Source organism: Brevibacillus sp. NSP2.1, from assembly GCF_000470975.2.
GTDB lineage: Bacteria > Bacillota > Bacilli > Brevibacillales > Brevibacillaceae > Brevibacillus > Brevibacillus agri.
This window is the reverse complement of the sequence record NZ_CP048274.1, coordinates 4,688,491-4,700,964: the sequence shown is the minus strand read 5'-3', so window position 1 is coordinate 4,700,964 and position 12,474 is coordinate 4,688,491. Positions and strand designations below refer to the sequence as shown.

Annotated in this window: 16 protein-coding genes; 9 read left to right on the top strand and 7 right to left on the bottom strand. The window is 50.4% G+C overall.

Annotation, left to right across the window (positions count from 1 at the left end):
* Nucleotides 1–21: 21 nt before the first annotated feature.
* From M655_RS22900 to M655_RS22890, 3 genes are all read left to right on the top strand, one after another.
* Nucleotides 22–744, top strand: a complete 723-nt coding sequence (locus tag M655_RS22900) for a DsbA family oxidoreductase (protein ID WP_005830077.1) — start codon at nt 22–24, stop codon at nt 742–744.
* Between the two features lie 19 nt (nt 745–763).
* Nucleotides 764–1,249, top strand: coding sequence for an RrF2 family transcriptional regulator (locus M655_RS22895; protein WP_005830079.1), 486 nt, complete (start codon nt 764–766; stop codon nt 1,247–1,249).
* Between the two features lie 204 nt (nt 1,250–1,453).
* Nucleotides 1,454–1,924: an ankyrin repeat domain-containing protein gene (locus M655_RS22890; RefSeq protein WP_026558242.1), complete on the top strand. Its 471-nt coding sequence runs from the start codon at nt 1,454–1,456 to the stop codon at nt 1,922–1,924.
* Nucleotides 1,925–2,100: 176 nt separating this feature from the next.
* On the opposite strand, the gene M655_RS22885 is transcribed toward M655_RS22890, so the two are convergent.
* Both M655_RS22885 and M655_RS22880 read right to left on the bottom strand, forming a co-directional pair.
* Nucleotides 2,101–2,547 (bottom strand): NUDIX domain-containing protein, encoded by a 447-nt coding sequence (locus M655_RS22885; protein ID WP_026558243.1) that lies wholly within the window; start codon nt 2,545–2,547, stop codon nt 2,101–2,103.
* A 94-nt stretch (nt 2,548–2,641) separates the two neighbouring features.
* Nucleotides 2,642–3,241: a hypothetical protein gene (locus M655_RS22880; RefSeq protein WP_026558244.1), complete on the bottom strand. Its 600-nt coding sequence runs from the start codon at nt 3,239–3,241 to the stop codon at nt 2,642–2,644.
* Nucleotides 3,242–3,419: 178 nt separating this feature from the next.
* Here M655_RS22880 and M655_RS22875 point away from each other — a divergent pair, with 178 nt between their 5' ends.
* The gene (locus tag M655_RS22875) at nt 3,420–4,343 is read left to right on the top strand and encodes a GNAT family N-acetyltransferase (protein ID WP_026558245.1); all 924 of its coding nucleotides are present in this window, start codon (nt 3,420–3,422) and stop codon (nt 4,341–4,343) included.
* Between the two features lie 43 nt (nt 4,344–4,386).
* Here M655_RS22875 and M655_RS22870 read toward each other — a convergent pair whose 3' ends face one another.
* Nucleotides 4,387–4,914, bottom strand: coding sequence for a DinB family protein (locus M655_RS22870; RefSeq protein ID WP_005830091.1), 528 nt, complete (start codon nt 4,912–4,914; stop codon nt 4,387–4,389).
* Between the two features lie 34 nt (nt 4,915–4,948).
* On the bottom strand, nt 4,949–5,824 hold the full coding sequence (locus tag M655_RS22865) for a radical SAM/SPASM domain-containing protein (RefSeq protein WP_005830093.1): 876 nt from the start codon (nt 5,822–5,824) through the stop codon (nt 4,949–4,951).
* A 263-nt stretch (nt 5,825–6,087) separates the two neighbouring features.
* Between M655_RS22865 and M655_RS28155 the strand changes: the two genes are divergently transcribed.
* The gene (locus M655_RS28155) at nt 6,088–6,174 is read left to right on the top strand and encodes a putative holin-like toxin (protein WP_221175368.1); all 87 of its coding nucleotides are present in this window, start codon (nt 6,088–6,090) and stop codon (nt 6,172–6,174) included.
* Between the two features lie 975 nt (nt 6,175–7,149).
* On the opposite strand, the gene M655_RS22860 is transcribed toward M655_RS28155, so the two are convergent.
* Entirely contained in the window at nt 7,150–8,295 is a 1,146-nt protein-coding gene (locus M655_RS22860; RefSeq protein WP_005837477.1) for an IS4 family transposase, read from the bottom strand.
* 351 nt (nt 8,296–8,646) lie between these two features.
* Here M655_RS22860 and M655_RS22855 point away from each other — a divergent pair, with 351 nt between their 5' ends.
* The 3 genes from M655_RS22855 to M655_RS22845 all read left to right on the top strand — a co-directional run bounded on the left by M655_RS22855 (nt 8,647) and on the right by M655_RS22845 (nt 10,062).
* Complete coding sequence (locus tag M655_RS22855) at nt 8,647–9,087, top strand: hypothetical protein (RefSeq protein WP_286085896.1); 441 nt, start codon at nt 8,647–8,649, stop codon at nt 9,085–9,087.
* A gap of 51 nt (nt 9,088–9,138) precedes the next feature.
* The gene (locus M655_RS22850) at nt 9,139–9,387 is read left to right on the top strand and encodes a hypothetical protein (protein ID WP_286085884.1); all 249 of its coding nucleotides are present in this window, start codon (nt 9,139–9,141) and stop codon (nt 9,385–9,387) included.
* A 222-nt stretch (nt 9,388–9,609) separates the two neighbouring features.
* Complete coding sequence (locus tag M655_RS22845; RefSeq protein ID WP_286085883.1) at nt 9,610–10,062, top strand: hypothetical protein; 453 nt, start codon at nt 9,610–9,612, stop codon at nt 10,060–10,062.
* A gap of 144 nt (nt 10,063–10,206) precedes the next feature.
* Here M655_RS22845 and M655_RS22840 read toward each other — a convergent pair whose 3' ends face one another.
* Nucleotides 10,207–10,518, bottom strand: coding sequence for a transposase (locus M655_RS22840; RefSeq protein ID WP_129552239.1), 312 nt, complete (start codon nt 10,516–10,518; stop codon nt 10,207–10,209).
* Between the two features lie 68 nt (nt 10,519–10,586).
* On the opposite strand from M655_RS22840, the gene M655_RS22835 reads away from it, so the two are divergent.
* A complete protein-coding gene (locus M655_RS22835; RefSeq protein WP_241752903.1) occupies nt 10,587–10,919 on the top strand; it encodes a hypothetical protein in 333 nt (110 codons plus the stop codon).
* A 7-nt stretch (nt 10,920–10,926) separates the two neighbouring features.
* Here the strand turns inward: M655_RS22835 and rlmD are convergent, their stop codons facing one another.
* Nucleotides 10,927–12,321, bottom strand: coding sequence for a 23S rRNA (uracil(1939)-C(5))-methyltransferase RlmD (rlmD, locus tag M655_RS22830; RefSeq protein WP_026558248.1), 1,395 nt, complete (start codon nt 12,319–12,321; stop codon nt 10,927–10,929).
* Between the last annotated feature and the right edge of the window lie 153 nt (nt 12,322–12,474).

Below are 12,474 nucleotides of genomic sequence, written 5' to 3'. Positions count from 1 at the left end.
GAATATGAGGAGGATGCATACATGAAAGTAGAAGTGTGGTCTGATTTTGCCTGCCCGTTTTGCTATATCGGCAAGCGCCATCTGGAAGGCGCACTGTCGCAATTCCCGAACAAGGATCAGGTAGAAATCGTCTACCGCAGCTTCCAGCTCGATCCGACCATGGAGCGCGATACGAATATGGACATACACAGCGTGCTCGCTAGCAAATACGGCATGCCGCTGGAACAGGCCAAAAGCATGAATGATCGCGTGGCCCAGCAAGCAAAAAGCGTCGGGCTCGACTATCATTTTGACACGATGATTCCGACGAATACGTTTGACGCGCACCGTCTGGCTCACTTTGCCGCTGCCCATGGCAAAATGACGGAAATGAAGGAGCGCCTCCTGAAAGCGTACTTCACCGAGTCGCTTCACCTGGGAGACCACGAGGTGCTGGCGCAGCTTGCCTCCGAGGTCGGGCTGGACCGCGAAGCGGCACTCGCCATGCTGAAAAGCGGCGAGTACAGCGACAAGGTGCAGGAAGACAAGCGCAGAGGCGCTGAAATCGGCATCAAAGGCGTGCCGTTCTTCGTGTTCAACAACAAATACGCGGTTTCCGGCGCTCAGCCGGACGAAGTGTTCCTGGGAGTGCTGGGCAAAGTATGGGAAGAAGAAAACGCCGCTGCCCCTCTGACGCTTGTCGGTCAGGATGAAAAGGAAAAGACAGCCGGGGACAACTGCGCGGACGGTTCCTGCAAGCTGTAAACGGCGAGGTTGTGGTTGCATGAAGCTGAATCGAATCGATCAGATTGCCAAGCCGCGCTTCCGGATTGCCGTGCACGTGCTGGTCTGGCTGGCGCAAAGCGGCGGTGTGCTGTCCAGCTCCGCCATTGCCGCACAGGTGAAGACGCATGCGACTTTTTTGCGCCGAGTCATGGCCCAGTTGAACCGGGCTGGCATCGTGGAGGCAAAGGAAGGACGCGACGGCGGCTACTACATGACGAGGTGCCCGAAGGAGTTGACGCTCGCCGATATTTACCGCTCCCTTCCGGACGAACGCGAGGAAGACAGTCAGGAGGAGCTGGATTGCGGCGAGGTTGGCGTGCAACTGGACCGCCATCTGGAGGCGCTGATGAACCAGGCCGAGCAGCAGCTTGTTTTATTTCTCGGGCAGTACACGCTGGCGGATGTGATGGACAGCATCGGCTTCGGGCAGGTAGGCCCAAGCGAGGAACTGTTGGAGCTCAAGCAGGAAAACCGACTCTTGTAGCAGTAGCAGGAGTCGGTTTTTTGGTACAGATAAGAATGGGTAAGACTCTTATTCCGGATAAGTGCAACCAAGGCTGCACGAATAACTTGGCGCAGCCAAGTTTTCTCACGCGGAAAAGGGAGCGTGGGCGAAGGTGCAGAAGCTGACGTGGCTGTACGAGCAGCGCTTTCCCCGATCGTTTGCATGGAAAGGTAAGCGTTGAAGATGGCATATACGTTCGAGGATTTGTACGAGGCAGCGGAAATGGACGATTTCGACGAAGTAAAACGAATTTTGCAGAAGCAGCCTGCCTTGATTCACGGCAAGGACGAGTACGAGTTTTCCGTGCTGCATGCGGCCGTCATGACGGAGAACGAGGAGCTGATCGAATTTTTGCTAGGACAAGGAGCAGATGTCCGCGCCAGTAACGACGAGGGAATTACCCCGCTGCATATCGTTTTGTATCCGCAGATTGCCGCCCTCCTGATCCGGCACGGAGCAGACGTGAACGCAGCGGCGGACGACGGGAGCACGCCGCTGCACACGCAAGTAGCAGACGGAGGGGAGCGGCTGGATGTCATCGAAGTATTGCTGGAGCATGGAGCGGATAAAGCGCGGAGGGACAAACGGGGGCTGACCCCGCTCGCTATCGCCCGGGGGCGCGAGGAAGAGGAGATTGCCTTGCTGCTTGGCTAATGTGCGGCATGGCGTCCGCCACACGTTGCACCCCCGCTGCACGCCACTCCCCGCGCCAGGTGTCTCGCTGCTGGAAGGCGGGCGGTCGACCGCATCTGTGGATCAGTAGGGAAAAGTATGAAAAAAACGTGGCAGTCTCGAACATGACTGCGCACGAGGATTGCGCAGTCCTTTTTTCAGGAACAGCTTGTCTGTTCTGTTCGTTTTTGCAACTGCTCGATTGCAGGCACGGTGAAGCAAGCGAGATTGGCGGGAAGCTCGGCGAGGGAGAACCATTTGACTGCCCCGATCGCTCCGCCTTCCTCCATGTTGCGTGCGGTTCCCGCTTGCACTTGGACTTCGTAGATGGCGGACACCCAATGCTCTGCCTCGTCCGGCCGGATCGTCTCGGCCATGCAGAGCAAGCCTGTAATTTCGACGTCGAGATTCACTTCTTCTTTTACTTCGCGGATGATTGACGCCTCAAGCGGCTCGTACGGATCGACTTTTCCACCCGGAATGCTCCATGTATCTTTCTCCGGATGACGATTGCGCCACACGAGCAATATCTCGTCGTGCTCGTTGCGGATCACCGCGCCTACGCCCAAGCGGGGAAGTCCCGCTGTATTCGCATTCGTTGTCATTGCTTCGCTCCTTGTTGCCGCAAAAAGTTCGCGACGTTTTCGTTTCCTCGCTGGATGGCGAGCGACAGCACCGAGTCGCCGCCCTCTTGTCTGGCTATTGCGGGTCATCGGCTTGCCCGAGCTGTGCTTCCGGCAGCGGATAGCGGGCATGCACGTGCTCTCGGAAGGTCGCGTAGTCGCATGCGTAGACGTGCGAATCATGGTCGCTCTCACACAAAAGCCGCATGCCGAGCCGCTCCGCAAACCGATTGCCGGCAGCGGTCACCGCCTCCATCACGATGGAGTGAATGCGAATGCCGCTTGCGGCCACGCCATCCAGCACGCCGAGATAATGGTGGAGCATCAGCGGCAAGGCAGCACTTTTCCGGTAAGCATCAGCGACAACGACACAGGACAAAAAATAATACGCCGACTCCGGCGACTGCTCCGGATTTTCGATATCCGCAGTCGTCATCAAGCTGTCGTTGAAGCGGCCGGCGACGATTTGCTCGTAGACATGTTTTTTTACCGGGAGCAAATTCAGGAAAGCGACGACGCGGTTATCCGCTTCGATCGCGACGATGCTGTCCGGGCGGAAGCAGTACCAGTTGTAGCTTTCCTGGCTGGGCGTAATGAAATCGGCGCTATAATATTGAAGCTCAAGCTGCTCCATCTGTTGAAAATGCTCAAGCTGCAACTGGTCGAGTTTTTTCACGGGCGGCTCTCCTTGGGCTGAAAAAGTCGATGCGGCCAAGCATTTTCGCCAAACGTTGGCCTGGCATTTGGAACTATCTAGCATTTTATCACACAGTGGAAGACATCGCGAAAAAATAGGGAATTTTCGGGAAATGGTGCTATAGTGGTGGGAATAACAAGGAAGCGAGTGATTAGGCATGAGCCAACCATCCACGAAGACGACGATCCGCCATTTTCAACAGGAAGACATGCCATTGCTTGGCGCGCTGTACAAGTCTGTGACGGCAAAAGAAAACGCCACTTTTTGGTGGGTGGGCGATGAAGAAAACTGGGGCAACGTTTACTGCGCATTCGAGGGCGGGAGGATGGTGGCCAAGGGACAGGTCAGTATCATTAATGTCGTGCCACCCGGACGGCTGCCGGAAAACAAACATGCGATCTACCTCAACCTGAAAACTGTACCGGAGAGGGAGGACGACGACGAGCTGCTGGAAAAGCTGTACCGTCTGCTCTATCAAAAGGCTAGCGAGCTTAAGCAGAGCTTGTCGCAGGAGTACAACACGATTTTGTGTGTGGGCAACGACTCGACGGCAGCGGCCAACAACGGGTTTTTTATCCGGCAAGGCTTCCGCCACCTGAACAGCCTGTTTCGGATGCGGCGCGAGCTCGATCAGCCTGTTGGCGAGAGGGCTTTGGACGAAGCTTTTCAGTTTGCGCCGTGGCAGATGGAGACGCCTGAAGAGGAACGGCAATATTTGCAGGTGGAAGCGGAGATTTGGCCGGACACGCCGCTTGGGGCGGAACGGCTCGCCGAATACAAAAAGCAACCGCTCTGGACATCGCTCGTCATCCGGCAAAAACGCACGCTCGCAGCCGGGTTAATGGCGTGGCAAGAGGAGGAGCACGGGGTTATTGAGGATGTGTTTGTCCGCGAACCGTGGAGGCAGCGCGGCTTCGCCAAGTTTTTGCTGACGCAGGGACTTGCTTACTTGCAGGCACATGGACTGCCGTACGCCTGCCTGACGGTGCTGACGACCAATCAGTCGGCTTTGTTCCTTTACGAGTCGGTCGGCTTTTATGTGGAGAGCGAAGAGGTCAGGTATTTTACAGAGCTGGCATAAAAAAGAGGGGGAAATCCATCCCCTCATGGTTTTGCCGGAAGCGTCATTTGTTTTGCAAAATGCCCAAATACGCTTTCCACGGCCCGACGTCCGTTCCGTATCGTTTCGCCATGACCCGCACGATTTGCGCGATGTGTGTCAAGTCGTGGACGACCCAGGTGGAAATCAGCTCCCGCGCTTTTACCGCGCCGAATGCCGGGTGCAGGCCAGTCAGCTCCAGGTGCAGCGCTGGATCGATCAGCTCCGTCAGCCTGGCGATATTTTGCTGGCGAATCGCTGTAAATTCGCGCAACTTTTCCGCCAGCGACTGCTCCGTGCGTCGGTTCAGGTGCGAAAAGCGATCAAAAGGGGGAAACGGCTTGCTGTCGCCTTCCTGCAAAATCAGTTCCAGCCGCGGTATCCAGTTCGTTCGCTCTGCCTCGATCAAATGCTCCAGCACTTCCACGGCGTTCCACGTGTCCTCGCCCTCGTTACAGGTCAGCCACCCCGTCGATAGACCGGATAAAAATTGTTGCAGCAGCAACGGCGTACGCTCCAACACCTCGACAGCTTCATGCATGCTGAAATTCATCAAAACGCCCCCTTGTCCGATTCAGGTTGATCCACTACGCGCCAAAACGTTGGCGATATCCACATCTTCTGCACAGTTCCTCGACAGCCTCCCTGCGAGAAAACCCTTCGACGATGGCATTGGCCCGCTCGCCTTCCACGATGTCCGTAAACGACGCTTGCTGAATATTGCCCAGGTTGATGACGCCCTCCCCGTCCAGACAGCACGGAACGACTGTCCCGTCGACCAGAATCGCCGCCTGGCTGCGCAAGGCGTGGCAAAAGCCCCGGCCCTCGTCGCGTGGAGCTGTCATGCTCGGCCACTGAAACTCATGGTCCTGGTTCAAGTAGACGCGCTCGGCGATTTTTACGCCGCTACCCGGCTCGACCTTTTCTTCGATCTGGTAATCGAGCGCAAATTCTTTTTCGATGATTGCAAGCGTCTGGCGGTTTCTGCTCTTTTGAATGTTCGTGATGTTGTTTTGGGTCAAATTCCACAGGCGGAAGGAAAAGATGACTTTGTGCTCCGCAGCGTCGCGGACGAAGGAGAGAATCTCCCGCAAGTAACCTTCACGGTCGGTCGAGCCAAGGTGGCCGTCAAAGCTGTGCAGCGAAAAGTTCATCTGCCTTAGCGCTGGCTTCCCCAGCAGCTTATGCCGATTTTTCGCAATCAATGTGCCGTTGGTCGTAATGTTGACCTTGAAGCCTTTTTCATGGCTGATGTCGAGCAGCTCGTCGATTTTCGGATGGAGCAGCGGCTCTCCTTTTACGTGCAAGTAAATGTGCCGGGTGTGCGGCCTGATCTCATCCAGCCGCTTCGCGAAGCTGTCCACCGAGATAAACGTAGCCTTGCGCTCCGTCGGCGGGCAAAACGTACAGGCGAGATTGCAGATGCTCGTAATTTCTATATAAACTTTTTTAAACGTTTTCAAAATATTGTCCCCATTCCAGTTGTCCTATTGTGAAGTGCGAATATACCTCACATAGTACCATAGGAGGCGGGGGAGGGGTAACGGTGTATTATGGGGGGGGCAGTTGTCGCAATGCTCTCTCGCCGTGCGTGAGCGACGCATCTGGAGAAAGGTTGTAGTTGTAGAAAAGTTCTGAAAACATGTGGTATAATCTTCCTGCAATAGCATAGGCTCCCGAGGGGCGGCGGCTCACTCTCTATCCCGAACAGGGAGGGGGTGAGAATATGGAGGTCTATCAAGCACTGACGTTGATGATTTCATTTGCAACGTTGATCGTGTTGATCTTGTCCTTCGACAGAAAAAAGAAGTAACCGCCCCTTGAGCTACCAACTCTGGCGGTTACTTCTCATGTAACGAATGGAGCCGCACCCCTTGGCAGGGGATATGCTATTGCATGGACCGTTCCGGTTGCCGCCGGGGCGGTCTTCTTTGTAGTATATACAGCTACTGTTAATTTTAGGATAGATCAGTTTGCGGGATATGTCAATTTTTGAACAGCAAACCAGCCAACTTGGACAAAAACACCCTCCTTCGTATAGAGCAAGTAATTCAATCAAAACAGGTGCAATGGAAAACATCAAGCATTCGATCAAAAACACCTGTTTTTTAACGGCAGAATCGACTGTAAACACTACTCCAGAGCCGTGAATGCTCGGGCATGCCCAAGAAGCACCAACGCTTGGTAGCGTCAGCATGGCGCTTCGAGGACGTGCACGATTTTGCGGAGCAAGTGAGGAGCGAAGCCTGAACGAATCTCAACGCTGGCTTGTCCAATGCGGACGATAAGTGATGAAACGGAGGTGTCGGGCTGATTCGTAATCGTAAGTGGCACAACCGACGTGAAATGAGGGGTATAAACGGGTGAACTGGTTGCCTTTGTCGTTGCGATCGTACGAAACGCTGCTGCCTTGCTTGGCTTTTTTGCCCTAACTAACTAGTTGTTTTTCCGTTTTTTACGATGGCGAGCATGACGGCACTGTGTTTTAAATTCAGTTGTTTACCGTCTTTGTGCTTCCTTTTCTTTGGAAGCGCAGGAGAGAGCAGAGGGAGCAGGATATATCACGTTACACTAGTCGTGTTCTTTGCATACATCGTATATATGCTTCATAAATGGATCATTTTTTATCACTAGCGTTGCATAAAAAATGCGTTCGTAATTTGTCAAAGTATTCTGAATGACATTTTCAGCTACACAACCAAAAACGGCAGCAACCAAGCAAAAGGTAGCCACTGTCCATTTGGTAGTTTTATACATTTATTACAATCGTGATAACAGCAACCAATACCTAATTCCTTTTCTGTCGCCCTCTGGATGTTCGTTTGGACTGGTAATTCATTCTACCTATCCATTGTTCGAACGTTTGCCAAAGAAACACTTTTAGCCATCTCCTGATCTGCAACAAGCTGTGCTGACTGTTTTGTTCCAGTTTGACAAGGAGCAACAGGCAGTAGGCAATGAGTGCGAGTAATACTTGGTTTCGTACCGCATTTTCACTCGTTCCATAGAAGTTCTTGATCTTTACATGCTGCTTTATCCACTTGAAAAACAGCTCAATTTGCCAACGCCAACGATAGATGTCGCTGAGTTCTTCTGCTTCCAGGTCGAACCGATTCGTAATGATTCGAATGAGATTTCCCTTCGAATCAAGCGTTTCAATGAGTCGCAGCACGTTATCTACCCGCTTTTGAGGCGTTCCAAGAAGGATCATGGAATCCGATAAAACGGAGCTTTCCAAGGGGATTTTGAATTCATAAAGATGACGGATTTCGGCGTTATCTTTTAGACGAGAAGCGAAAAAGATGCCTTTGTCCGTGTATTCATCAAATTTTTCATAATCCACATACCCTCGATCAAAGACGTACATCATACCGATCTCATCAATCAACGATTCCATTTGAGTGCGGTCATTGGACTTGGCACCCGTGATGGTTATTTTTTCAGGATACACATCCCCCTGGTCGGCAAAGACGAGACGAAGATGAAGTTTGATGCCAGCCTTGGTTTTACGGAAAGTTGCCCATTTGTACTTCTGCAAACACAGCCCAATCGTTGTAGAATCAATGATTTTCATGTCTTTTCGAAGGGAATACGTGTTGCCCGAGTGTCTCTGAATTTGCCCTACAAGGTCAACAAATATTTCTTCAAGCAAAGCTGGATCTACTCGATTGTTTTTGCGACTAAGCTGAGCGGGACTAATCGACGACAGTCCTAACTCTCGCTGGAATTTCTTTGATAAAACATCATCTGCAATGGCTCGGAGTCCTTCTCGTTGCTGAAGTTGAGCATGCAAAAACAGGAGTAGATATGCTTTGGTCGTTAACTTTTTCACGTACTTGTCCTGATCCGTTTCGTCTATCCGTTGTTGAAATTTCACAATATTAATGGGTGAAATGTATTTACCAAATGAAGAAAATAGGGTATTCTTGTCCATGGTCTATCCTTTGCGTTGGATTTGGACAGGAACTACCTGACCTTTCCAGTGTAAAGGATTTTTTTATGCCTGAGAACACTTGAACGCTGAAAGTTATGATGATTTTGAATGGTATGAAAAGATTAATGCAACGCTAGTGAATAGAAATACTATTTAGAGATCTCTCCAACAGTAGTAGAACTGTATTTGGCAAACGGAAAATGCAGAGTTTGGCAACGAACGACATTCACGGATATACATGGTTTGACATGGAGCCTCTACAGGCACAATTTCTTGCAAAAGAGCGAGACAACAGTATTTTACAAGACATGGGAGCCTATTATGCCCGCCTCTCCATGTAAAACCAAATGAATGGCAACTGTATCAAAAACGGTTGCCAAACTATGCACTTTTATTTTGCCGTATACACAGAAAACAAAGAATCTGTCCTTATCTCCTAATACCACGTTTACTTTTCTTAATCCGATGATCACCATCAATCAACGATTCCATTTGATTGATGAGATCGGTATGATGTACGTCTTTGATCGAGGGTATGTGGATTATGAAAAATTTGATGAGTATACCGATCAGGGCATCTTTTTTGCTTCACGTCTCAAGGATAACGCGGAAACTCGTCATTTGTTTACTTTCAAAGTACCACCAGAAAGCTCCGTTTTATCTGACTCCATTATCCTTCTTGGAACGCCACAAAAACGTGTGGATAATGTGTTACGACTGATTGAGACGCATGATTCGAAAGGAAATCGTATTCGAGTCATCACCAATCGGTTCGACTTAGAAGCAGAATAATTGAGCGACATCTACCGTTGGCGTTGGCAAATAGAACTGTTTTTCAAATGGATGAAACAACACGCAAAGATTAAGACGTTCTATGGAACAAGTGAAAATGCGGTCTGGAATCAAGTTTTTCTCGCTCTCATTGCTTACTGCTTGTTGCTTCTTGTAAAGCTGGAAAGAAACAGTCAGCACAGTCTGCTGCAAATCAGTAGATGGCTCAAAGTGTTTCTCTGGCAGACCTTTGAACAATGGATAGGCAGAATGGATTACCAATCCAAACGAACATCCAGAGGGCGACAGAAAAGGAAGTAAGTGTTGTTTGTTGTTGTCGATGTTGTAATAAATGTATAAAACTACCAAATGGATAGTGGCTACCTTGTGCTTTGCTGTTCTCGTTTTTGGTTGTGAAGTTGAAAATGTCATTCAGAATAATTTGACAATAGATGGATTCATTTTTTATGCAACGCTAATGATTCCGAAGGCAAAAAAATAAATGAAGAGAATATTGACCAAGGAGCATTAAATAGTCTTACTATGCATAAGGATATTTATTATATTTCTTCTAGATATAAAGGCGATTACTACATTCTCCCTAAAAACAGTCGATTAACAAAAAAAAGAATTGAATCAGGAAAAGGAGTTACAAATACATTCTATAACAATGATAAAATTACATTTATCACTAACTGGGGACAAAAAAACGAGAAGGGAACTATTTCTTATACGAGTGGAATATATTTACTTAACGATAAGAGTGAACCTGTCGAATTTGTTCTAAATAATGGTTTTTTCACAAGCGGAACCTTTTTTAACAATCATATATATGTATTGACATTTGACCCAACAGTAAAAGAGGAGCAAATATTAAAAGTAAATTTGAATGGTGAAATAGTAAAAAAGTTTGTGCTTGGCAGGTCTCCCCGATTTGAATTCAGATCAATTACTACAAGTAACGATTTTGTATATGAGCCTTTTGCAGATTTCTGAGCCCTTTCGTATCAAGCACTTGAAAAGCATAAAAAAGGACTTCACCCCAAGAAGGAGAAGTTTTCGTGTGTGGTTGCTTGAAAACTTCTCCTTCTTGGGGTGAAGTCCTTTTTTATGCTTTTCAAGTGCTTGATACGAAAGGGCTCAGAAATCTGCAAAAGGCTCAAGATCACGAAGGATCGCGATTTCCAAGTCCTTTTCTCCCAGTAATTTCTTCAGTTTATCATTCTCCGTTTCCAGTTCCCGAAACTCTCCTGGACTTGGTGTATAGCTTGTTACAGCTTTAGCTTCGGAAGACGTATTCTGCCAATCTGCGTGTTTGGAGTCACGTATCCATCGATACAGCATTTTAGGGTCTATCCCATGCCGTCTGGCTACTTGGCTAGCGTTTCCTACTTCGTGGGCTTCCTGGATCAATTGTTGTTTGAACTCGATTGAATAGCGTCTCCGTTGCATAAAAATATCCCCCTCTGTTCTTCTGATATCAGCTTAACAAGATAAGGGGGTATGACTCAAATCCAATTTTGGGGCTTAAAAGTGACAAGTTACTAAGCCTTCACGTTGAGGGGGCGATAACAACAGAACAATTCAAACAGCAAAATGAGCGTATCACCCAACAACAGCAAAACCTTGCAAACAAAAAGGCTGAACTGCAATCCAGTTTAGAAGTAAGAAAAGACCTCAATGAACAGCTACAAGCCTTTAAAAAAGAAGTAGAACGCTTCATTAACCTTGACATTGAAGATGAACAAGTTTTGAAGCAGGTTCTACAAAGGCTTATCCACCAAATAGAAGTGTTCGAGGGCGGAAAGATTAAGATTCACTACAATCTTTCCCACCCTCTCCCCTCAAATTAGGTACAGTTTACTTGGCTGTATCTTTTCTTTCAAGTCTCACTGTCACCTCCACATGCGCCGTATGCGGAAACATATCCACCGGCTGCACGCTCGCCAGCTCGTACCGCTGCAGCAGCTTCGCCACGTCCTTCGCCAATGTCGACGGGTTGCAGGACACGTACACAATCCGCTTTGGCTGCACATCCAGCAGCGAACGAATCAACGCATCATCCAGCCCGGTGCGCGGCGGGTCGACGACGACGACGTCCGGGCGCGTGCCTTGTTTGGCCCATTTTGGCATCAGTACCTCGGCGCGGCCTACGTGGAAGCTTGCGTTTGTCGCCTGGTTGCGCGCCGCGTTGCGGTTGGCGTCCTCGACGGCTTCCGGGATCAGCTCGATGCCGCGCACCTCGCGGGCATGCGGAGCGAGCCACAAGCCGATCGTGCCCGTGCCGCAGTACAGGTCGAGCACAAGCTCCTTGCCAGTCAAGGCGGCGGCTTTTTTCACCTGGTCGTACAGCTTTTGCGTCTGCTCCGGATTCAGTTGGAAAAAGGCGCGCGCCGACAAGTCAAACGACAGCTCCCCGAGCTTTTCCGCGATAGCGGGCCTGCCCCACAGGGAGAACGTCTGGTCGCCGAAGACAAGCGACGTTTTTTGCGGATTAACGTTTTGCGCGATGCTGACAAGCTCGGGCAGGCGCGTGCGCAGCTCCAGGATCAGCTCCTTGACGCGGGGAATTTCCTTGGTGGCTGTCACCAGCGTTAGCTGCGTTTCGCCTGTGGCAAAAGCTACTCGCGCCACGATCGTGCGGATGACGCCTGTCCGCTTGCGCTCGTCGTAGACGGGGATGCCGAGTTCCTCGATGATTTGTTTTGCGGCTTGCACGATTTTGGTCGTCGCCTCGTGCTGCACCTGGCAGCCTTCCAGATCGACGAGCTTGTGGCTGCCTGTCTGGTACAGTCCGGCGATGAGCTTGCCGTTTTGCTTGCCCACCTGGAACTGCGCCTTGTTGCGGTACGACCACGGGTTGTCCATCCCGATGGTCGGGGCGACGGGGGGATCGGACAGGCGGGCGTATTTGCGCAGAGACTCGATGACGATTTCCTGCTTGCTCGCAAGCTGTGCCGCATAGTCCATGTGTTGCAGGCTACAGCCGCCGCATTCCTTGTAGACCGGACAGGGCGGGACTGTGCGCGCGGAAGACTTCTCCACGACACGCAGCAGCCGGGCCGTTGCGTACTTTTCCCGCGCTTCCGTCACTTCGGCATGCACGACCTCTCCGGGGAGAGCGCCTTCGACGAAGACGATCTTCCGTTTGAAGTAGCCGATCCCTTCGCCGTTGATTCCCAGACTTTTTATGGTGAGCGTCATTTGCTGGCCGACGCGTATCGTTGTCTCTTGTTCCTTTTTGTGTGTTGGCATCTTTGTTCTCCTCAGGACGATTCAGTATCCTTTCATTATAGTTGATTGCGAGACTTGTTGCATGGGGAGGGTGCACACGCATCCGGGCGCTGTGCTCACAAATAATGGCAACTTCCTGTGCAGCCTTGTTTTTGTTATAATAGTGCGGAGAAT

Coding starts and splice junctions, on each gene's coding strand:
- M655_RS22890 (WP_026558242.1), top strand. CDS start 1,454: ATGGCATATACGTTCGAGGATTTGTACGAGGCAGCGGAAATGGACGAT.
- M655_RS22840 (WP_129552239.1), bottom strand. CDS start 10,518: ATGCAACGGAGACGCTATTCAATCGAGTTCAAACAACAATTGATCCAG.
- M655_RS28155 (WP_221175368.1), top strand. CDS start 6,088: ATGGAGGTCTATCAAGCACTGACGTTGATGATTTCATTTGCAACGTTG.
- M655_RS22870 (WP_005830091.1), bottom strand. CDS start 4,914: ATGAATTTCAGCATGCATGAAGCTGTCGAGGTGTTGGAGCGTACGCCG.
- M655_RS22885 (WP_026558243.1), bottom strand. CDS start 2,547: ATGACAACGAATGCGAATACAGCGGGACTTCCCCGCTTGGGCGTAGGC.
- M655_RS22875 (WP_026558245.1), top strand. CDS start 3,420: ATGAGCCAACCATCCACGAAGACGACGATCCGCCATTTTCAACAGGAA.
- M655_RS22895 (WP_005830079.1), top strand. CDS start 764: ATGAAGCTGAATCGAATCGATCAGATTGCCAAGCCGCGCTTCCGGATT.
- M655_RS22855 (WP_286085896.1), top strand. CDS start 8,647: ATGGCAACTGTATCAAAAACGGTTGCCAAACTATGCACTTTTATTTTG.
- M655_RS22850 (WP_286085884.1), top strand. CDS start 9,139: ATGAAACAACACGCAAAGATTAAGACGTTCTATGGAACAAGTGAAAAT.
- M655_RS22900 (WP_005830077.1), top strand. CDS start 22: ATGAAAGTAGAAGTGTGGTCTGATTTTGCCTGCCCGTTTTGCTATATC.
- M655_RS22845 (WP_286085883.1), top strand. CDS start 9,610: ATGCATAAGGATATTTATTATATTTCTTCTAGATATAAAGGCGATTAC.
- rlmD (WP_026558248.1), bottom strand. CDS start 12,321: ATGCCAACACACAAAAAGGAACAAGAGACAACGATACGCGTCGGCCAG.
- M655_RS22860 (WP_005837477.1), bottom strand. CDS start 8,295: ATGGACAAGAATACCCTATTTTCTTCATTTGGTAAATACATTTCACCC.